This window comes from Dorea sp. AM58-8 (genome assembly GCF_003464045.1).
GTDB classification, from domain to species: Bacteria; Bacillota; Clostridia; order Lachnospirales; family Lachnospiraceae; genus Claveliimonas; species Claveliimonas ammoniilytica.
On record NZ_QSDM01000001.1, the window covers coordinates 279,878 to 301,801 of the forward strand.

10 protein-coding genes and 2 pseudogenes are annotated in these 21,924 nt (G+C 40.5%); 10 read left to right on the plus strand and 2 right to left on the minus strand.

Going from position 1 to position 21,924, the window contains the following annotated elements; translation table 11 throughout:
- Positions 1–18 precede the first annotated feature (18 nt).
- The 10 genes and pseudogenes from DXA18_RS01480 (at position 19) to DXA18_RS01525 (ending at position 20,704) form a co-directional block, all read left to right on the plus strand.
- Positions 19–396, plus strand: a complete 378-nt coding sequence (locus DXA18_RS01480; RefSeq protein ID WP_004611665.1) for a PrgI family protein — start codon at positions 19–21, stop codon at positions 394–396.
- A pseudogene (locus DXA18_RS17250) lies at positions 377–3,103 on the plus strand (VirB4-like conjugal transfer ATPase, CD1110 family); the annotation flags it as partial. The gene DXA18_RS01480 and the pseudogene DXA18_RS17250, both read left to right, overlap by 20 nt.
- Before the next feature lie 294 nt (positions 3,104–3,397).
- Positions 3,398–3,793: a conjugal transfer protein TraE gene (locus DXA18_RS01490; RefSeq protein ID WP_118382355.1), complete on the plus strand. Its 396-nt coding sequence runs from the start codon at positions 3,398–3,400 to the stop codon at positions 3,791–3,793.
- A 6-nt stretch (positions 3,794–3,799) separates the two neighbouring features.
- Positions 3,800–6,223, plus strand: coding sequence for a C40 family peptidase (locus tag DXA18_RS01495; RefSeq protein WP_118382356.1), 2,424 nt, complete (start codon positions 3,800–3,802; stop codon positions 6,221–6,223).
- A 20-nt stretch (positions 6,224–6,243) separates the two neighbouring features.
- Positions 6,244–6,540 carry a DUF4315 family protein gene (locus DXA18_RS01500; protein ID WP_118382357.1) on the plus strand — a complete coding sequence of 99 codons (297 nt, stop codon included), beginning with the start codon at positions 6,244–6,246 and terminating at the stop codon, positions 6,538–6,540.
- Complete coding sequence (locus DXA18_RS01505; RefSeq protein ID WP_118382358.1) at positions 6,524–7,183, plus strand: CD1107 family mobile element protein; 660 nt, start codon at positions 6,524–6,526, stop codon at positions 7,181–7,183. Before DXA18_RS01500 ends, DXA18_RS01505 begins: the two co-directional genes overlap by 17 nt.
- Positions 7,184–7,240: 57 nt before the next feature.
- Positions 7,241–9,321, plus strand: a pseudogene (locus tag DXA18_RS01510) (DNA topoisomerase 3).
- A 21-nt stretch (positions 9,322–9,342) separates the two neighbouring features.
- Positions 9,343–17,118: an N-6 DNA methylase gene (locus DXA18_RS15950; protein ID WP_118382359.1), complete on the plus strand. Its 7,776-nt coding sequence runs from the start codon at positions 9,343–9,345 to the stop codon at positions 17,116–17,118.
- Between the two features lie 55 nt (positions 17,119–17,173).
- On the plus strand, positions 17,174–19,837 hold the full coding sequence (locus DXA18_RS01520; protein ID WP_199665527.1) for an LPD16 domain-containing protein: 2,664 nt from the start codon (positions 17,174–17,176) through the stop codon (positions 19,835–19,837).
- A gap of 30 nt (positions 19,838–19,867) precedes the next feature.
- Entirely contained in the window at positions 19,868–20,704 is an 837-nt protein-coding gene (locus tag DXA18_RS01525; protein ID WP_118382361.1) for a YodL domain-containing protein, read from the plus strand.
- A 48-nt stretch (positions 20,705–20,752) separates the two neighbouring features.
- Here the strand turns inward: DXA18_RS01525 and DXA18_RS15750 are convergent, their stop codons facing one another.
- Positions 20,753–20,923, minus strand: coding sequence for a hypothetical protein (locus DXA18_RS15750; protein ID WP_199665528.1), 171 nt, complete (start codon positions 20,921–20,923; stop codon positions 20,753–20,755).
- Between the two features lies 1 nt (position 20,924).
- Positions 20,925–21,857, minus strand: coding sequence for a hypothetical protein (locus tag DXA18_RS01530; RefSeq protein WP_118382362.1), 933 nt, complete (start codon positions 21,855–21,857; stop codon positions 20,925–20,927).
- Positions 21,858–21,924 lie beyond the last annotated feature (67 nt).

Here is a 21,924-nt window from a genome sequence, read left to right on the forward strand (position 1 = left end):
ACTCTGGTCGGAAAAAAGATGGCATTTGTATCCGTACCAAAGGATTTGACAAAGGTAAAAAATAAAGTGGTCTTGAATTTGACAAAAAGGCAGCTTCTTTGCCTTTCGATTGCGGCGGCAATGGGATTACCGTTTTATTTTTTAACAAAAGACTGGATTGGGACGAGTAATGCAGCAACAGGTATGGTCATTCTTATGGTTCCAGCTTTTTTATTTGCAATGTATGAGAAAGATGGAATGCCACTGGAAAAGATTTTGTTCCATATTATTCAAGTGAAACTGCAACGTCCGGCAGTCCGCAAATATGAAATAGAAAATTTTTATGAGAAGGAGGAAAATTTGCAGACGGAGAGAAAGAAAAAAGGAGGGAAGCCTGATGGTAGACAGAATGGATAAGAGAAAACCTGTAAAACTTACAAGAAGTGAGAAAAAAGCCATGAGGCGTACCGAAAAACTGGCAGTAAAATTAGAAAAAGAACAGGAAAGGGCAGATAAAATCCGCAGGAAAAAGGAAGCAAAAAGAGCTGCCCGTGAGGAAAAGAGGAGAAAAAAAGGAAGCAGAAAAAGTGGATCGCAGAGAAAGGATAAGAAACCTACACCGAATAAGAGAACAGAAAAGAAGCATTCCTATTCAGAAAAGAAATCTTCTACCGGAAAGGTGAGATGTACCAATGTGAAAAGAAAACAGGAACGGAACATATCAGCACAGAACTCCATTCCATACAGAGAGATGGCAAAAGACGGAATTTGCAGGGTTCAGGAAAAATATTATTCTAAAACAATCCGTTTTTATGATATTAACTACCAGCTTGCCCAGAATGAGGATAAGAATGCTATTTTTGAAAACTGGTGTGATTTCTTAAATTATTTTGACAGCACCATACATTTTCAGATTTCCTTTATCAATCATCACAGTAATATGAAGGAATTTGAATCCGTAATACAAATTCAGCCGCAGAATGATGCTTTTGATGATGTGCGTATGGAGTATGCACAAATGTTAAGGGATCAGCTTTCAAAAGGGAACAATGGTCTGGTACGGACAAAGTATATTACTTTTGGAATTGAAGCAGAGAATATCCGGGAGGCAAAACCAAAACTGGAGCGTATTGAAGCCGATATTTTAAATAATTTTAAGGTTCTTGGTGTGTCTGCATATCCATTGAGTGGAGAAGAAAGGCTGCAAATCCTCTATGAAACTTTTAATCCGGAAGAGAAAGTGCCATTTCAGTTTTCTTATGACAGGATATTACGTTCCGGCATGGGAACAAAGGATTTTGTAGCGCCTACCAGTTTTGTTTTTAAAGAAGGGAAAACCTTTCAGATGGGAAATACCATAGGGGCAGCGTCTTATCTTCAGATTTTAGCACCGGAGTTGACAGATAAAATGCTGGCAGAATTTTTGGATATGAACAGAAACCTGATCGTGAATCTTCATATCCAGTCCATAGATCAGATGAAAGCCATTAAACTGGTAAAAAATAAGGTGACAGATATTAACCGTATGAAAATTGAGGAACAGAAAAAAGCAGTACGTGCAGGGTATGACATGGACATCATACCTTCTGACTTAAATACATACGGAGGAGAAGCCAAGAGGCTGTTGGAAGATTTACAGTCCAGAAATGAAAGAATGTTTTTAGTGACAGTTCTTTTCCTGAATACAGCGAAAACAAAGCAGGAATTGGATAATGCGGTATTCCAGACTGCCGGGATTGCACAGAAATATAATTGTTCTTTACGGCGTTTGGATTATATGCAGGAGCAGGGATTGATGAGCAGTGTTCCGTTGGGAATGAATATGATTCCGATTAAACGGGCATTGACCACCACATCTACTGCTATTTTTGTGCCTTTTACCACGCAGGAGTTATTTATGGGAGGAGAATCCCTATATTATGGCTTAAATGCGTTATCCAATAACATGATTATGGTAGACAGAAAGAAACTGAAAAATCCAAATGGTCTGATTCTTGGTACGCCGGGGTGCTTTACCGGGGAAACAAAACTGCTGTTACCAGATGGAAGAAAAGTCAGCTTCTTAGAATTGTTTGCAGAGAAAGAGGAAGTTTTTGTCAATAGTTTTGATTTCCAGAAGCAGGAGCTTGTAAAAGCCAGAGGGTATGATGTGCGCTGCACGAAAGAGGTTACAGAATTGGTAGAGGTAGAACTGGAAAATGGAGAAACGGTACGTTGTACTCCGGATCACTGGTTTCTTACGCAGTCGGCAGGATATGTGGAAGCTTGTAACTTGAAAGTAGGAGCAAAGTTTATACCGGAACATGAAGTGAAAGCAGTCCGTTTCCTGAATTTAGAAGAAGCGGTTCCTGTTTATGACATTTCCGTAGAAGGCTATCAGAATTTTCTTTTATCCTGTGGCGTAGTGGTACATAATTCAGGAAAATCTTTTGCGGCAAAGAGAGAGATTGCCAATGTGTTTTTTGCAACACAGGACGATATTATTATCGGAGATCCGGAGGGAGAATATTATCCGTTGGTACATGCACTGGGGGGACAGGTAATTCATATTTCCCCGACAAGTCACGATTATATCAATCCGATGGACATCAATCTGGATTATTCAGATGATGACAATCCTCTTGGATTTAAGAGTGATTTTATCTTATCTCTTTGTGAGTTGATTATGGGTTCCAGAAATGGAATTGAAGCAGAGGAAAAATCAGTGATAGACCGTTGTCTGCCACTGGTATATCAGAAGTATTTTGAAAATCCAATACCGGAAAATATGCCGCTACTTGGAGATTTATATGACTGCCTGAGAAAACAGGAAGAAGTACAGGCACAGAGGATTGCCACAGCGCTTGAAATTTATGTCAATGGCTCCCTGAATGTATTCAATCATCATACGAACGTGGAACTGAATAATCGCATTGTATGTTTTGATATTAAAGATTTGGGAAAGCAGTTAAAGAAGTTAGGAATGCTGATTGTGCAGGATCAGGTGTGGAATCGTGTGACCGTAAACCGTGTAGCCCATAAGTCTACCCGATACTATATAGATGAGTTCCATTTGCTTTTGAAAGAAGAGCAGACTGCAGCTTATTCCGTAGAAATCTGGAAGCGATTCCGTAAATGGGGAGGTAAACAAAACACAATACTTAAAATATTGCAAAGGAGTATTGTGTATGCCGTCTTAATTGAAGCCGAAGGAAACAATTAAGAGTATAAGTGGAGAAGAAAACGGGAAGGGGGTTGCAACCCTAATCCGAGTGGAAGTTTCAGAATAATATTTGAAACACACGCAACGCATAGAGCCTGAACCCCAATCTGTGATGTTTGGGAATATAATGGCTCCACGAGGCTCCGCTGTCGTTTCGGCTTGTGTAAAAACACAGGACAAAAAGATATGCTATGCCGGGAATGAAAGGACATTCCGATGAAAATGAGTGAAAACTCCGGAGGGACAGATAAAAAACTGTCTGTTAATCACAAACAGATACCAACAGGAATTACGCAGAACATTAAAGATCTCCTTGCCAGCCGTGAAATTGAGAATATTTTTGAAAACTCTGATTTCATTTATATGCTGAATCAGGCAGCGGGAGATAGACAGATTTTAGCAAAGCAACTGAACATTTCTCCGCATCAGCTTTCCTATGTGACAAATAGCGGGGAAGGAGAAGGACTGATTTTTTATGGAAATGTCATCATTCCTTTTAAAGACCGTTTTAATCATAATCTGCGCTTATATTCGCTTATGACAACCAGACCTCGGATTTGGAAAAACACGCAGGAAAAGGCGCTTAGGATAAAGCAGAGAAAAAGGAAGTGATACACAATGCAGGAACATAAATATCAGGCAAGAGAAAAGCCAGTCCGGGAGATAGAACGTGAGGAAAAAACAAAGATCAGACAGGAAGGAAAGGGGCTGGCACGGGATAGACCGATTGAAAAGGTACTATTGGAAAAACATATAACGGATAAAGAAACCGTGTCTGCAGAGAAAGAAAAGCAGGAAGTTTCAGCCGGACAAAGAAAAAAGAAACAAAACACGTTGAGAAACTTTGCAGGTCACAGAGAAGAAGACGCAGATGGAAAGTTTACCAGAGAACCTGTTACCATTTCAGAGCCGGAGAAGAAAGTGGAAGGAGAGAATGGAAAGGAAGAATTATCAGAACATTCTCTCCGCATGGGAAATCTTCGGGGAAAAGCAAAGAACCAATCTTTAGAGAGTGAGAGTTCGCAACGGGACAGCCGTAAGAAAAAGCTGGTACAGGAACATGCCCGTAAGAGAAAAACAGAGGGAGAAAATTCGGTCAATCCAGAAGAGGAAAAGGGAAGGAAACCTCAGGATAACTCTTTAGAACATGTTCGGGAGAAGAAACAAAAGAAGAAGCGATTGCAAGAAGAAACAGCACGTTCCCAAAAGAAACTTTCTTTTTCTGATGAGGGAAATGGCATGATTTGTGGTGCAGGAATGGGAATTGCAAAAAAAGGAATTTCTGTAACAGCCAGTACCATTGAAAACTCTTTGCAAACACAGGAAACAGATGAAAATGCAGCGACAGAGGGGGCAAAGCAATCCGGAATACTAAGTGAAAAAGCCTTACGTTATGCTGTAAAAAAATCAAGACGACAGGCACAGTATCATAAAGGAAGATATAAAGAGGAAGAATCCGTAAAAAATTCTTTGCATTTTAATTCTGTGCAGGGAACTGCAGACAATATAAAAACAGAGAGAGCAGGGAAACAGGCACAGGAGAGAAAACATCTGTTAAACCGCTTCTGGCAAAAACAACGCTATAAAAAAGCAAGGCAGGCAGCACAGCAGGGAGAAAAGACAACTGCGGAGGCAGCAAAGACAGCGCAGACTTTTTTAGAAAAAGCGAAGAGCATTGTAACTTCCTTTTTTAAGACACATAAGGGATTTCTGGGAATTGTGATTGCGATTCTTCTATTTGTCCTGATGATAGGTGTGGGAATGTCCAGTTGCAGTGCGGTATTTCAAGGGACTGTTTCGACAGTTGTAGGGACAACCTATGCCAGTGATGATGAAGATATTTATGCCGTAGAAGCTGCTTACTCCAAATTAGAAGCAGAGTTGAATCAACAGATTAACAGTATGGAAGCCCGACATGAGGGCTACGAGGAATACCGCTATCAGGTGGACGAGATTTCACACAATCCGTATCACCTGATTTCTTATTTTACAGCCTTATATGGGGACTTTACTTATGAACAGGTGGCAGGAGAAATAGAAGAAATCTTTCAACAGCAATACCATTTAACGACAGAAGCAACCAAAGAGGTTGTAACAGAAACAAAGAAAGTAAAAGTAGGAGAATCTCTTGGAAAGGTTGTAACCAGTGGATATTGTAACTGTTCTATTTGCTGCGGAAGCTGGTCAGGCGGTCCGACAGCAAGCGGTGTCTATCCAAAAGCAAATCATACCATTGCAGTAGATGCCAATAATCCGTTTGTACCCATTGGAACAAAGGTTGTCATGAATGGTGTGGAGTATACAGTGGAAGATACGGGAGCATTTGCCCGTTATGGAGTTCAGTTTGATGTTTATTATGATAATCATGCGGCGGCTTCTGCACATGGACATCAGACTTGGGAGGCTTTTATTGCGGACAGTAATGGAAAAAATGAGATTGAAGTTACAACAACACAGGAAGTAAACCGTATGGACATTACCTTGACAAATAAAGGCATGGACGCTGTCCTTCGCAGCCGCATGGACGAAAATGAAGAAAAACGCTATGACATTTATAATACCACTTATGGAAATCGGGACTATCTCTTTGATAAAAATACCATTCCAATGGGTGGAGGAAATGGCGGTTTTGGGTATGAAATTCCACCGGAGGCTTTGACGGATGAACGCTTTGCCAATATGATCCGGGAAGCAGAAAAATATTTGGGTTATCCCTATGTATGGGGCGGTGCATCTCCAAGCACCAGTTTTGATTGTTCCGGATTTGTATCATGGGTAATCAATAATTGTGGCAATGGCTGGAATGTGGGACGACAGACTGCTGACGGGTTACGTTCCTGTTGTGCTTATGTTCCGCCGGAACAGGCAAAGCCGGGAGATTTAATTTTCTTTCAAGGCACGTATGATACGCCGGGAGCAAGCCATGTGGGGATTTATGTAGGCAATCAAGTGATGATCCACTGTGGTGATCCCATTCAGTATGCAAATATCAGTACCCCATACTGGCAGCAACATTTTATGGCATTTGGCAGACTTCCTTAAAAAGAGATGGAGGCAGGATATTGAATAAGAAGTTACAAAAAGTGTTAGATGAAATTGAAAAAACAGAAACAAAGATTACACAATGGCAGGAACATTTGAAAATGCTGCTGATCCAGAAGAAACAGTTGGAAGATACAGAAATTTTAAAGAGTATCCGTTCCATGAACCTTGAGAGTCGGGAGCTTTTGCAGGTTTTGGAAAAACTGCAGAAAGGAGAGTTTCAGTTTACCGGGAATAATTACGAAAATCCACGTAAAAGTGATTTTTCAGAAAAAGAGGAAACAAAGGAGGAAATAAATCGTGAAAGTAAAGTTTAAAAAATGGCTGGCAGCTTGTATCGTAAGTATGGGAATTGTTTGTAGTACCGGTGCGACAGCATTTGCATATACAGGGGAAGGAACACCGCCAGGGCAGGGAACGGAAACGCCTACTCCGATACCAGAGCAGACACCAGCGCCACAGGAGGGGCAGACGGAAGAAGGAACACCGTTTTCTGTTCCGGGGAATGGGCAGATTCTGGACGATAAGAATAATGACAGCACAAAGCAGTTTTTGACAGTTCAGACAAAGAACGGGAATACTTTTTTTCTTGTTTTAGACCGATCCAGTTCTACCGAAAATGTATATATGCTTTCTATGGTAGATGAAAATGATCTGGCAGAATTTGTTCCAGAAAAGAAGCCGCAAACAGAAACCCCGTCGGTGGTCATTCCGGAAACAGAGAAAAAACCGGAGGCAGAAAAGCCGGAGAAAAAAGCAGATAAGGCAGAAAATCAGACGGGTGTACTGCTTGCAATAGGTTTACTTGCGGCAGGCGGCGCTGGAGCCTATTACTATTTTAAGGTGGCAAAACCGAAAAAGGCAGAAACAGATGCCGAAGATGAAGATTTAGAATTTTATAACGGTCCGTATATCAATGAAGATGAAGATACAGAGGACGCAGAAGAAACAGAAGAATAGAACAAAACAGGGACAGCTTATGAAAAGGCTGTCCTTTTTGAAAAGGAGAGGAACAATATGTTTTTAGTATTAGGAGAAAAGCCCAGTGTTGCACAGGCATTGGCAGAAGTATTAGGGGCAAAGAAAAGAGCGGACGGTTATCTGGAAGGAGAGGACTGTATCGTAAGCTGGTGTCTGGGACATTTGGCAGAGTATGCAGCTCCGGAAGTATATGATGAAAGGTATAAGAAATGGGAGTTTGCAGACCTTCCAATTCTTCCAAAGGCATGGGAGTTACGGATTGCCAAAGATAAAAAAGAGCAGTTTGATGTATTAAAAGAATTATTAAACCGAAAAGATTTGGAATATGTCGTAAATGCCTGTGATGCAGGTCGAGAAGGGGAACTGATCTTTAAAAGAGTGTATGATTTATCGAAAAGTAGCCTTCCGGTGAAAAGATTATGGATCAGTCTATGGAAGAACAGGCAATTTGTGATGGATTTTCCAATTTGAAAAATGGAAAAGAGTATGAAAGACTGTGCGAAGCTGCTGTTTGCAGAGCAAAAGCGGACTGGCTTGTTGGTATGAATGCCACCAGAGCATTTACAACTACTTATTATAAGAGAATGGTCGTAGGAAGAGTACAGACGCCCACTCTTACTATGTTAGTGGAACGTCAGAAGAAAGTGGAAAATTTTGAGAAAGAAGCCTATTATCAGGTGGAACTTCCGGTGCTTGATTTTTTTGTTACATCAGAAAAAATGAAAAAAGAAGAAGAGGCAGATACACTGGTAAAAATGTGCGAAGGAAACCCCATTCATATTTTAAAGGTGGAACGCAAACAGAAAAAGACAAATCCACCAAAGCTATATGATCTTACTACGCTGCAAAGAGAAGCAAACCGATTTTTTGGATATACGGCACAGGAAACATTGACAGAGCTGCAGAAACTGTATGAAGAAAAATGGGTAACGTATCCCAGAACAGACAGCCAATATATTACAGAAGATATGGAACAGTCTGTACTGGAACTTTTGGATATTCTTTCAGATATGCTTCCTTTTTGTAGCAGGGAGCTGGTAGGGAGGAATGTAGGGGCAATCATCAATAACCAGAAGGTTTCCGATCATCATGCGCTCCTTCCAACAAAAGAAGCATGGAAACAGGATATAGGGGCTTTATCGAAAAAACAGAAGGATATTTTCTATCTGATTGGACAGAGATTAGCACAGGCAGTTTCAGAAGCGGCAATTTTTGAAGAAACAGAAGTATCAGCAGAATGTGCAGATCACCTTTTTGCAACAAAAGGGAAGAGGGTGGTGGAACCGGGCTTTCAAAAAATTTTGAAAGCGTTTCAGGAAAATGTGAGAAAAACAGAAGAAATGGGAGAAAAAGAAGAAAAGGTTTCTATTCCGGAAAATATTTCAGATGGAATGGAAATAGCAGGAAGGACACCGGAAAAGAGAAAGCGTTTTACAGCACCGCCAAAACCGTATTCTGAAGATACTCTGCTTTCTGCAATGGAAACAGCCGGAAATCATTCTTTTGATGTGGAAACCGAGAAGAAAGGATTAGGAACTCCTGCAACAAGAGCGGGCATTATTGAGAAATTAGTGTCTTCAGGATATGCCGTAAGAAAGGGGAAACAGCTTCTTCCTACGAAAGAAGGAATTGCATTGATTTCTGTATTGCCAGAAGAATTAAAATCAGCGGTTTTAACAGCAGAATGGGAGAATGAATTACTTCGTATGGAGAGAGGGGAAGTTACCAGTGAAACATTTATGGAGGACATTACGGAATTTGTCCAGAAATTGATTGCAGGTTGCAGGGAAATTCCAAAAGAGGAACGATACCGTTTTTACGAAAAAGAAAGTATCGGGAAATGTCCGGTATGTGGAAGTCCTGTGTATGAAGGGAAAAAGAATTTTTATTGTTCTTCCCATGATTGCAATTTTGCCCTCTGGAAAGAGAGCCGTTATCTCGTTGGAATGAAAAAGACGTTGGATCAGAAAATGGCAAAGGAACTTTTAGAGCATGGGAAAGCCCGTGTGACTGATTTTTATTCCCAGAGGACGGGAAAGAAATTTACAGCAGACTTATTGCTGGAACTGCAAGGGGACAGGGCAAGCTTTAAAATGGAATTTCCAAAAAGAAAATAGAAAGAAGAGGAGGGATTGTTCATGGGAAAACTCTATGAGATTTTGGGGCTTGCCCAATATGAAGCGGAAAAAATCAGCAGTTCTCCAAGAGATTGGCTGCATTATCTGGATACTGCATCACAACTGTACCGTTACTCTTTTTCTGATACACTTTTAATTCATGCACAGCGTCCGGGGGCAACTGCCTGTGCAGAGCTGGAAATTTGGAATCACAAAATGAAACGGTGGGTAAACCGGGGAGCAAAAGGGATTGCTTTAATTGATGACAGATACCCGAAAAAAAGACTACGGTATGTATTTGATGTTTCTGATACACATAAAGTGCAGGGTGGAAAAACACCGTATTTATGGCAGTTGAAGGAACATCAAAAGGAGCCGCTTTTGGATCATTTGTCTGAGGTATATGGTCTGGCAGGAGAAGATACCGTTGCCCTTACGTCGGCACTTTGGAAAATTGCACGAGATATGACAGAGGAAAATCTGGAAGAAGCAATGGAAGGTCTGGAATATGAAGTAGAAGGCACTTTTTTAGAAGATTTGGATGAACAGACCATACAGACAGAGTTTCGGGAGTTGCTGCAAAACAGTATCTTTTATTCTTTGTCACGCCGCTGCGGTCTTGATCCTATGGACGTTTTAGAAGAAGGAGATTTTATTGCAATTACAGATTTTCGTTCGATGTCAGTCCTTCCATTTTTAGGAAATGCAACCAATCAGATTGTAGAGCCGATTCTTCGGGATATTGGGCGGACAGTATGGAGAATGGACTGGGAAGAACAAAAGGAAAAATCTCAAAAAAGGGTTGAAAATTCTTCTCGGACACATTATAATGAATTTAACACGTTAATGCAAGAAAGTGAAGAAAATGGAGGAAATGAGAATGGAACTGACATACTACCGCAAAGGGGATTACCTGTTTCCGAACTTGACAATAGAAAACGAACCAGTGAACATCGGGAAGTACGGAATGCTTCGGAAGACATTCCTGAAGGAAAACCGGAAGAACTGGTATCAGAGCATGCTGCTGACAGGAAAATTGGAGAAACATCTGATGGAAATCGAGAAAGCAGCACAGGAGAGAATGGAAGTTCTGATGAATGGACTTCTTATTCAATATCCGGCTCCGGACAAGGAGGCAGATCAGATGAAGTGGGTGGCACACATGAACAATCTCCAGCAGATGGCAGAGGAGAGCGTTTTGACGGAATTGGTATACAATTAAGCGAGGAACAAACAGAACAGGATTTCGATGGAGCAGAGGAAGAAATTGCCTCTGCTCTTTCTTTGCCCCTATTACCTCCCGTAGAAAAACAGATTCGTGAAATTGAAGAAAGGCAGGTTGCTCTTTATGCAAAAGAAGTGACAATTCCAGCAAAAATCGTAGATGAAGTATTGCGCTATGGAGGAAACCGGACTGGAAGCCATTTACGGATCATCTATAATTTTATGATTGAGCAGCCAGAAGAAGCGTATACAGAATTTGTCCAAAAAGAATATGGAAAAGGCGGTATTGGGTTACAGATTTCAGGCAGGGAGTATGCGGTCTGGTATGATGAATTAGGTATGCAGCTTGCAGTGGGACATACGGTACATGATACCGTATTAGATAAAGTATTCTTATCTTGGGAGGAAGTCAGTGGAAGAATACACCAGTTGCTCAGACAGGGAGAGTATGCACCACAGGTTGTCTTAGATGCTGCGAGAGAAAATGCGCTGAAAGAACATGCAGACGCTTTAATCTATATGGAACGGGATATGGCAGAGGGCGTTGCAGAACTGGTATTTGAAGATACAGAAGTATTCCACAATACCTTTCCGACGGTTACAGAAAAGGTCTGTGCATTACTGGAGCAGCCGGGGTATTTGGCAGATTTGAATGAGCGATTGGAAGCACTGGCAGAGTATTACCAAGAGGATAAAGAAATCATGCGCTTTCATTTTTACCGTCCGGACAAAGTGTTAGAACAGTTTCAGAAATTTGCAAAAGAGGCAGTTCCTTATCAGGCAAGAGAAGGGTTTGCTTGGGAGGAACATCCCATTTTTATCACACAAGATGAGATTGATGCGTTTTTAGCTGGTGGCGGCTCTTATTGTGATGGAAGGCTTAGTACCTATGCTTTTTTTATTCAGGACAAAAGTGAAAGAGAGAAAGCGGATTTTGTAAAGGAAAGTTATGGAATTGGTGGAAGAAGTCATGCCCTTTCCGGTGCAGATTACTCTCATGCGGATTACGATGGCAAAGGATTAAAGCTGGAAAGAGGCTCTTATAGTCACCCGGAGTCTACGGTATTTTTGAAATGGACACAGGTGGCAAAGCGTATTGAGTTTTTGATTGATCAGGATTTTTATTTAAAGGCGGAAGATTATACAAGAATGCCCTCTTATGAGAGAGAACAACTGGCAAAGCGTATTGTTTCCTTTTATTATCGGTTGCCAGAGGAAATTGAACGCCCGTTTCCAGATAGTTTTTTGGGGGAAGAAGCAAGACGGGAGTTACCGCTTCTGTTGGAGCAGGAAGAAACAGCGGAAGAACTGGTCAAAAAAATGGATGAAGCCATTGCAGCCTTGCCGTTAGAATTTGAGAACTATGAAAAGCGTGTGGAAACCCTTGTAATTCTTCATCAGTATATAGAAGGGACGTATACGCTGTTTCCAGAGCGGCAAAAAGAAATATCTGTTGCGTATGGAGAGCAACAATTGTCACTGTTTGATTTTATGCAGGCAGAACCAATTGATACAGAAAAATCGAAAGAACCAATCCTATCGCAGTCTAATACGGAGGTTGGAGATACGATAGATGTGATAGGTGCAGATGGAGAAATCATAACGGCTGTTCCACAAAAACGAAATCAGACAGAGGAAGATGTTGCCCCACAGCAGAAAAAAAGTGCAGAACAACAGAATAACTTTCAGATTACAGACGATGCGTTGGGAGTTGGAAGTCCAAAAAAAAAGTTTCGTGGAAATATAGAGGCAATTTCTTTATTAAAAAAGCTGGAAGCAGAAAATCGTTTGGCAACACCGGAAGAGCAGAAAATTTTATCCAGATATGTTGGCTGGGGTGGTCTTTCAGCGGCATTTGATGACCGAAAAGAAGAGTGGAGTCAGGAATATCAGGAACTAAAAGGTTTGTTGAGTGAAAATGAATATAAAGAGGCACGTTCTTCTACGTTAAATGCTTTTTATACACCGCCTACGGTGATCAAAGCCATGTATCAGATTTTAGAAAATATGGGCTTATCTACGGGAAATGTACTGGAGCCTTCCTGTGGTGTGGGAAACTTTATGGGGCTTGTGCCGGAGAGTATGCAGAATATCCAGATGTATGGTGTAGAATTAGATCCGATTTCTGGAAAGATTGCAGGTCAGCTCTATCAAAAGAACCGGATAGAGGTAAAAGGATTTGAAAAAACAGAATATCCGGAAAGTTTTTTTGATTGCGTGATTGGCAATGTGCCATTTGGAAATTATCAGGTATCAGACCGAAAATATGATAAGTATTCTCTGATGATTCATGACTATTTTATTGTAAAGTCCTTAGATTTGATACGTCCTGGAGGTGTAGTAGCAGTGATCACTTCCAGCAGGACGATGGATAAAGAGAGTGAAAAAGTGCGATTGCAGTTTGCAGAGAAAGCAGACTTATTAGGTGCAATCCGCTTGCCGGAAAATGCGTTTCGCAAAAATGCCGGAACAGATGTAGTATCCGATATTTTATTTTTCCAAAAACTGGATCGGGCAGTGCTGCAGAAGCCTTCTTGGGTGGAAGTGGGAGAAACAGAAGAGGGATATAAAATCAATTCTTATTTTGTAGAACATCCGGAAATGGTGCTGGGGGACTTTGCGCTTGAGAGCAATCAGTATGGAAGAATGGAAGTTACAGTAAAGCCGAAAAAAGAAAATTCTTTGGAAGAACAGTTAAAAGCGGTTATTCCTTTTATTCAAGGGCAGATTACAGTCAGAGAATTTGACGAATTGGACTTAAATGAAACAGAAGACTCCATTTTGGCTGATCCGTCTGTGAAGAATTTCAGTTTTGCAAAGGTTGGAGAACAGGTGTATTATCGGGAAAATTCCAGAATGAACCGTATGGATTTACCTGCTGTAACAACAGAACGTGTCATAGGCATGATAGAGATTCGGGATATTACCAGAAAGTTGATTGACAGCCAGATGGAAGATGCCAGTGAGGAGAAAATCAAGAATCTTCAAAAGGAATTAAACCAAACCTATGATACTTTTACAGAGAAATATGGACTGCTCAACAGCACTGCAAACCGTCGGGCATTTTCACAGGACAGCAGCTATTGTCTGCTTGCTTCTCTGGAATTTTTAGACGAAGAGGGGAAGTTAAAAAGAAAAGCAGATATTTTTCATAAGCGTACAATCCGAAAAGCAGAACCGATAGAACGTGTGGACACTGCAAGCGAAGCGCTTGCTTTGTCTTTGGCAGAACGTGCAAAAATAGATTTGTCCTTTATGACAGAGTTGACAGGAAAGCCGGAGGCAGAGATTATTGAAGAATTAACCGGAGTTATTTTCCAAAATCCATTGACGGAAAAGTGGGAAACTTCAGATGAATATTTATCAGGGAATGTCCGGGTAAAGCTGGAAGTAGCAAAACAATTTGCTGAAAATCAGGATCGCTATCAGGTGAATGTGCAGGCACTTGAAAAAGTGCAGCCAAAAGAATTGGAAGCATCAGAAATTGAAATCCGACTTGGTGCAACGTGGGTGGACGCAGAGTATATCACCGAGTTTATGGGAGAACTATTTCAGACACCAGACTATTATCTTGGAAGCCGGATTGAGGTAAAATATGCCCCGGTAAACGGACAGTGGAATATTTCAGGGAAATCGCTGGATACGTTTGGAAATACAAGGGTAACTGCTACTTATGGAACAGCCCGTGCAAATGCCTATCGTTTGCTGGAAGATGCGTTAAATCTGCGGGATACAAAGATTTATGATACCATACAGGACGCTGACGGAGAACACAGAGTATTGAATAAGAAAGAAACTATGCTGGCACAGCAAAAGCAGGATATGATTAAAGAAGCATTTAAGGAGTGGATTTTTCGTGATATAGACCGAAGGGAAGCCTTGTGTAAGAAATATAATGAGATTTTTAACAGTATCCGTCCCAGAGAATATGATGGAAGTCATATTCAATTTGTAGGAATGACACCGGAAATCACACTGATGCCACATCAGAAAAATGCAGTCGCCCATATATTGTATGGAGGAAATACATTGCTGGCACACTGCGTAGGGGCTGGAAAAACCTTTCAAATGATCGCAGCGGGAATGGAGAGTAAGAGGCTTGGTATTTCTCAGAAAAATCTTTATGTTGTACCGAATCATCTGACAGAACAATGGGGAAGTGATTTCCTACGGTTATATCCGGGAGCCAATGTGTTGGTATCTACCAAGAAGGATTTTGAGCCAGCGAACCGAAAGAAGTTTTGTTCTCGGATTGCCACAGGAGATTACGATGCAATTATCATTGGACACAGCCAGTTTGAGCGTATTCCACTGTCAAAAGAACGTCAGATGGCAATGATTGAACAGCAGATAGAAGAAATCATGCTGGCAATCGAAGAAGCACAAAGTGATGACAGTCCACGTTACACCATAAAACAGATGGAAAAAACGAGAAAAGGTCTAGAGAAAAGACTGGAAAAATTAAACGATGATACCCGAAAAGATGATGTGGTGACTTTTGAGCAGTTAGGGGTAGACAGACTGTTTGTAGACGAGAGTCACTTTTACAAAAATTTGTTCCTTTATACAAAAATGCGAAATACTGCAGGGATTGCACAGACTGACGCACAGAAAAGTTCAGATATGTTTATGAAATGCAGATATATGGACGAACTGACGGGAGGAAAGGGTGTTACTTTTGCCACAGGAACTCCCGTTTCGAATAGTATGACGGAACTATATACCATTATGCGGTATTTACAATATGATACTTTGCAAAAGTTGCAGTTGGGACATTTTGATTCTTGGGCAGCAACTTTTGGAGAAACGGTGACAGCAGTGGAGTTGTCACCGGAAGGAACGGGCTATCGTGCAAAAACACGGTTTGCCCGTTTTTTCAATCTTCCGGAATTGATCTCTCTTTTTAAAGAAAGTGCGGATATTCAGACTGCAGATATGCTGCATTTGCCTGTGCCGGAAGCAGAATATATCAATGAAGTGTTAAAGCCAAGTGAAGAACAGCAGGAATTAGTGGCAGCATTTGGGGAACGTGCGGAAATTGTAAGAAGTGGAGGTGTGGACGCTTCCGTTGATAATATGCTTAAAATCACTAATGATGGACGAAAATGTGCGTTGGATCAGCGTCTTATCAATGATATGCTTCCAGATTATGAAGACAGCAAGATTAACCGTTGTGTGGAAAATACCTTTTCTATTTGGGAAGAAACAAAGGGGCAGCTTTCCACACAGCTTATTTTCTGTGATTTATCAACACCAAAAAGTGACGGTTCTTTTAATGTATATGATGATATTCGGGAAAAACTGGTAACAAAAGGGATACCAAAAGAGGAAATTGTGTTTATTCATGAAGCAGGAACGGAAACAAAAAAAGCAGAACTTTTTGCAAAAGTGCGTTCCGGTCAGGTCAGGGTTTTACTGGGTTCTACCCCGAAATTAGGGGCAGGTACGAACATTCAAGATCGCCTGATTGCCCTTCATCATTTAGATTGCCCCTGGAAGCCCGCAGATTTGGAACAACAGGAGGGAAGAATCTTGCGGCAAGGCAATCAAAATAAAAAAGTAAAGATTTTCCGGTATGTGACAGAGAATACCTTTGATGCGTATATGTGGCAGATTTTGGAGAATAAACAGAAATTTATTTCCCAGATTATGACAAGCAAATCCCCTGTTCGTGCCTGTGAAGATGTCGATGACACAGCATTGTCGTATGCAGAAATTAAGGCACTGGCAACAGGAAACCCTTATATCAAAGAAAAAATGGATCTGGATATACAGGTAAGTAAATTGAAATTATTAAAAGCAAACCATACCAGCCAGAAATATAAACTGGAAACGGATATTGCAAAGAATTATCCAATGCAGATTGCAGCACAGAAAGAACGCCTTGCGGGGCTTCGTTCCGATGCAGAAGCCGTCCGTCCTATTTTTGAGAACGAAGATTTTTCCATGATTGTTTCCAATAAAACCTTTACGGATAAAAAAGAAGCAGGAACCGCACTTTTGGCAGCATGTGAAGGACTAAAAGCTATTCATACAGAGGGAAAAATAGGAACGTTTCATGACTTTTCTTTATACGCAAAATTTGATGCGTTTAATCAACGGTACATTATGACCATTAAGAGAAAATGCAGTTATCTGATTGAGATGGGAAAGGATATTTTTGGAAATTTACAGCGTATCAGTAATGCGTTAAGTGGAATTGAGAAGAAAATGGAAGAAACAGAGCAAAAATTGGAAACACTGCAGAAGCAGTTGGAAACAGCACAGGAGGAAGCTGCGAAGCCTTTTCCAAAAGAAAAGGAATTGCAGGAGAAGATGGAAAGGCTTGCAGAACTGAACTCCCTTTTGAATATGGATGAAAAGGAAATGCCGCAAGATCAGGAGAAAGAAGTAGATCAGGTGGCAGATTTGCCGAGAAGGTCAGTCAATTATACAGGCAGAGTGTCAGAAGGTCGAAAATGGAAAATAGAAAAATCTTCAGTGCTTGGCAGATTGAAAACCACACAAAGAAATATGGAAAAAGGCTGGAAAAACAGAAATATGCAGAAGAAAAAGCCGGAACAGCAGTTATAAAGAGGAAGTCCCGTCAGGAAACTGGCGGGACATTTTTACGATGGAGGATTTATCTATGGCAGGAAATAGAGAGCAGCAAATGTATGAAATTACGAAGCAGTTGGAAGAAGGTGTAAAAGCGTTATTTACCTCAGAACGGTATACAGAATATTTAAAAACCATGTCAAAATTTTATAATTACAGCTTTAATAATACGGTTTTGATTGCATTGCAAAGACCAGAAGCAACTTTGGTAGCGGGGTATTCTGCATGGCAGAAAAATTTTCATCGTCAGGTGAAAAAGGGAGAGAAAGGAATTCAGATTATTGCCCCTTCACAGAGGAAAGAAAAGAAACTGGTAGAAAAATTTGATCCGGAAACAAATGAGCCGATTTTGGGACCGGACGGGCAGCCAGAAACAGAAGTGGTGGAGCATGTCGTTTCTGATTTTCGGGTAGTCCGTGTATTTGATATATCACAAACGTATGGAGAGCCGTTACCGGAAATTGCAATACCGGATTTAGAGGGGCAGGTACAAAATTTTTCCTTGTTTTTACAGGCAGTCAGAGAATTATCCCCTGTTCCTATCCGCTTTGGTGAAACAGAAGGAGAAGCAAAGGGGTATTACAGCAATAAAAAGAAAGAGATTGTTGTGAAAGAAGATATGAGTGAAAGCCAGACGATAAAAACACTTATTCACGAAATTGCCCATGCAAAGCTGCATGACAGGGAAGTATTGGAACAGGCAGGAGAAGAAAAAGATCAGAGAACAAAGGAGATAGAGGCGGAAAGCATTGCCTATACGGTGTGTCAATATTTTGGACTGGATACTTCTGACTATTCTTTTCCTTATATTGCGGGGTGGAGTGAAAATCTGAAGATGTGGGAATTGAGGTCTTTCATGGACGCAATACGAAAAACAGCAGGAGAGTTTATTAAGGAATTGGAAGGAAAAATGAAAGTATTGGAAATAGACAGAAATGAAAGAGATCGTATTCAAAACGAAAAAGAAATAAAAATTGGTATGGATACCAAAGCGGTGGAACTGGAACAGCATGAAGGCTTATGGCATACGGTAGAAGAAGTGGAAATTGAGAAGGAACATTTCTATCTCATGGAGCATAACGAATATGGAGCTTCGGTTGCGCCGGTTCTGGTAAATGGAGATGGTAAAGTGGTTGCACAGGATTTGGAAAATGGTCTGGATCAGGAGGCTATGAGAGCAATCAGAGAGTATTTGGAAGAAAAAGAGATTACCAAAAAGCAGGAGAAGGTGGAAACTTCAAACGCAAGTTTATTCGAAGAAGCAGAAAGAGAAGCGGCTTATCAGATAGAAACAACGGGACAGTTTTTCTTTATTCAGGAAACAGAGGAAGGGTATGATTATACCTTTTACGATCAAGAGTTTCAAGAATTAGATGGAGGGGTATACGATACCTTTGATGTTACACTTCAAGAAGCAGCAAAAACACTGCTATTAGAGGAAGGGGCAGATTTGACTGTATGTAGGAAGATAGACAGTGAAATGCTTCAGGAACAGGTTGAACGGGCAGAATATTTTCCGCAGAAGTCGTATGAGGCATTAAAACCCCTGATGGAGAGTGAAGAAAATAACATAGCTTTCCGATCCGGATATGGGTATGTGATGTTACAGAAAATTCCAGAAGGCTATGAATATATTATTTATGACCAAGCGTTTCGTGAGGTTGGTGGACAGTTTTATGAGAATATAACTGCCTCTAAAGAAGAAGTTGTTTCTTGGATATTTCAAGAGGAAGGAATGGGTGAATTACCTTGTGAGCCATTTTCCTATGAAGAACTTAAAAAATCTGTAATAGAAGGGGAGAAAAAGAGATTATATGAAGGGAAACTGACACCAACTTCACAGATTGATATTCGGGAAGAAGAACTGTTACATGGGGAGAGCCGTCAGAACATTGAAGAATCGGTACTTTGCTACGCACAGGCGGAATTGGAAGAGGCTGGATATGAAGAAATTACTTTATTGGCAGCAAGAGTATATGGAAGCCGTACAAGAGAAACTTTATATAGGGAAGACTCTGATCTTGACGTGGTGCTTTCTTATACCGGGGACATCAGGGAAGATGCCTTTTTTAATCTGCTTCAGGAAAATGGAATGCAGATTGCTGGATTAAAGATTGATATAAATCCGATTTCGTTGGAAAAAACAGGGACACTGCAGGAATACATAAAGCGTGCAGAACAGTATCTTGACGAAAGAGAAGCAGAAAAGCAGGGAAGGACACCACAGGAAACGGTACAAGAATCCAAAATTTCTTTTTATGCTGCAGAATGTATGGAATTTCCTTCTATGGGAGAATATTATGAAAATCTGACATTGGAAGAAGCTGTAGAAAAATATAAAACGATTCCAGAGGATCGCATTCATGGGATAAAAGGAATTGGATTTTGCCTTAAAGATGGCAGCATTTATGACGGGGAATACGAATTGATGTCTGGAGGGAAAATCTCCAAAGACTTGATTGATTTAGTTCCCCATTATAAAGAAAGTCCGTTGGTACAAAAGGCAATGAGAGATTTAGAGAGAATATTGGTAGAAAAACAACGGGAAAATACAGTGGAGCAGGCAAAACCAGAGGGAACAATGGGAAGAAAAGTTTCTGTGCTAAAAGCCTTAAAAGAGCGGAAGGAACTGTTAAAGAAACAGGAGAAAAAAGAAGAAACGTCCCATACCCGTAAGAAAGAAGCGGAATTGTAATGAAAAAATGGAAATACAGGAGAAGCGGTTATGGCAGATAATCAATTTGCAGTGTATCAGCTTAGAGAAATTCCGGAAAACAGAAAAAAGCGTTTTCGTTCTTATGCAGAATTAAAAAAAGAACATATTCAGATACGCTATACAGATTATAAGCAAGTATATAGAAGTTGGATGCGGTATGATGAAACACCGGATAATATCCGAAACTGTTTGGCAAAGCAGTTACCGAAAAAATTTTCTGGACATGCCCTAAGCATCGGGGACGTACTGATTTTAGATAAAAATGGGGAAGCGGCAGCCTATTATTTGGAAAAAGAGGGATTTACTGTTTTAGCAGGTTTTATTCGGAATGGTTCGTCCAGTACATTGATTTCTCTTGCCACTACCAATTTTCATATTGAAGGGAAAGAAGGAAGCTGGCTTGCCTTCGATAATCTGGTGGTGGAAGGAAAAGAATTTTTCCTGATGGAGCATACGACATACGGAAAAAATGCCGCTTGGGTGGTGGTAGATGGAACTGGAAAGTTAATCGTGGATCAGGTTACGGCGGGATTTGACGAAACAGTCAAAGAACAGATTGTTTCCTATCTGCACCCACAAGAAATACGGGAAAAAAGAGGGAAACCTGTTTGGGAAAACTGGCAGAAAGCCTATGAAAATGGAGAATATTTAAGAAGTGCAGAGATCACAGAAGAACAAAATTATAATATGATTGATGGAAGAATGAATAATCTGCCAGTAAAGCCCCGTAAGATAGGAACACGAATTTCTGTGTTAGACCGTCTGCATTTAAAACAGGCGGCTTTAAATATGAAGAATTTGCCACAGCCGGTTATGGAGAATGAGATGGAGAGGAAAAGGAAATAAAAAGAAAGGGAAATCGGAATTTGTGTATTCGGATTTCCCTCGTTCCCTTTATAGTTCTTTTAACATAGCGAAATATTTTGGGCGTTCTGCTTCTGGGATTTTCAGAGCTACCATAGCCTCTTCGGTAGTCAAGTTTAGTGTTTCCATTAGATTGCGGATACTGTCTAAAGTATTTCGTTCAGTAGTGCTTTCAACAATTCCCTGACTTAAGTTACACATCTTACTGTTCCTCTAACCAAGAGATATATTTTGGGCGCTCTGTTTCCGGGATTTTCAGAGCCGCCATAGCCTGCTCGGCAGTTAAGTTTAAAGTTTCCATTAAATGTTGGATGGCACTTAAAAGAGTACGATCTACAACATCTTGGCTTAAATTACACATCAGCGACACCTCTCTTTCCAAATTCTGCGTCATTTCAATATCAAAATCATCATGGAGAATTCTTTCTTTTTCCTTCGGTGTTGTTTCTGAAGAAAGCAGAACATTTAACAATTTTAAAACTCCGTGATAATTCTCACTGTCCGGTTTGCCGAGGCAAATCATAACAGCAGACATCAAATCATAATTTTCTACTTTTTCGGTAACATGTCCCACAAGCGATTTTTCTGCAATGTAATATTGAGTAATAGTATTTTCTCTGGATTTTGGTGGGTTCATACAAATCCAGATGGAGTAGACTTTGCGAATCTTATCGTACTGTGCAGATGAAAATACAGTACCATATTGAGCAGAAATCATACGGCTGCAATAGTATATGCTGCGTTTAAGCAACGGATAACCAGGATAAAAATTGTTTTGTGCTTCTACATTGATAATTAAACGGATTAACTCACCGGATTTCGGTGCAGTTGCCGTGAAACGAATATCGTAGGTAATCGTTCCCTCCGTAATGGTTTTATCTTCTGTGCGTTCTCCCTTGATTAAAGAGGGATTGGTCTGATCAGGCAGAACCGGAACTTCTGCGACTTGCGGTTCGCCTTCAATATATTTTTCAATGATTTCTGAAATGCTACATTCTCGATATTCTTCCAAACAATTTTTCATAATCCAAGCAAGAATGATTTTTTCAGAAAGCAGCCGTTTACAAGCAGAGTCATAATCTGAGTTGCTTCCTGCGGTACGAATTGTTTGCGATAGCGTTGTTTCCAGTTCCACTAAATCACCACCTTTTCTATCTTGCCTTTAGTATAAAGCAGATAACAAAAGAATACAACAAAAAAAG

What these genes read in the sequence shown, in the direction of transcription:
- DXA18_RS01480 (WP_004611665.1), top strand. Translation starts at nt 19, where the DNA reads ATGGCATTTGTATCCGTACCAAAGGATTTGACAAAGGTAAAAAATAAA.
- DXA18_RS01490 (WP_118382355.1), top strand. Translation starts at nt 3,398, where the DNA reads ATGAAAATGAGTGAAAACTCCGGAGGGACAGATAAAAAACTGTCTGTT.
- DXA18_RS01495 (WP_118382356.1), top strand. Translation starts at nt 3,800, where the DNA reads ATGCAGGAACATAAATATCAGGCAAGAGAAAAGCCAGTCCGGGAGATA.
- DXA18_RS15950 (WP_118382359.1), top strand. Translation starts at nt 9,343, where the DNA reads ATGGGAAAACTCTATGAGATTTTGGGGCTTGCCCAATATGAAGCGGAA.
- DXA18_RS01520 (WP_199665527.1), top strand. Translation starts at nt 17,174, where the DNA reads ATGGCAGGAAATAGAGAGCAGCAAATGTATGAAATTACGAAGCAGTTG.
- DXA18_RS01525 (WP_118382361.1), top strand. Translation starts at nt 19,868, where the DNA reads ATGGCAGATAATCAATTTGCAGTGTATCAGCTTAGAGAAATTCCGGAA.
- DXA18_RS15750 (WP_199665528.1), bottom strand. Translation starts at nt 20,923, where the DNA reads ATGTGTAACTTAAGTCAGGGAATTGTTGAAAGCACTACTGAACGAAAT.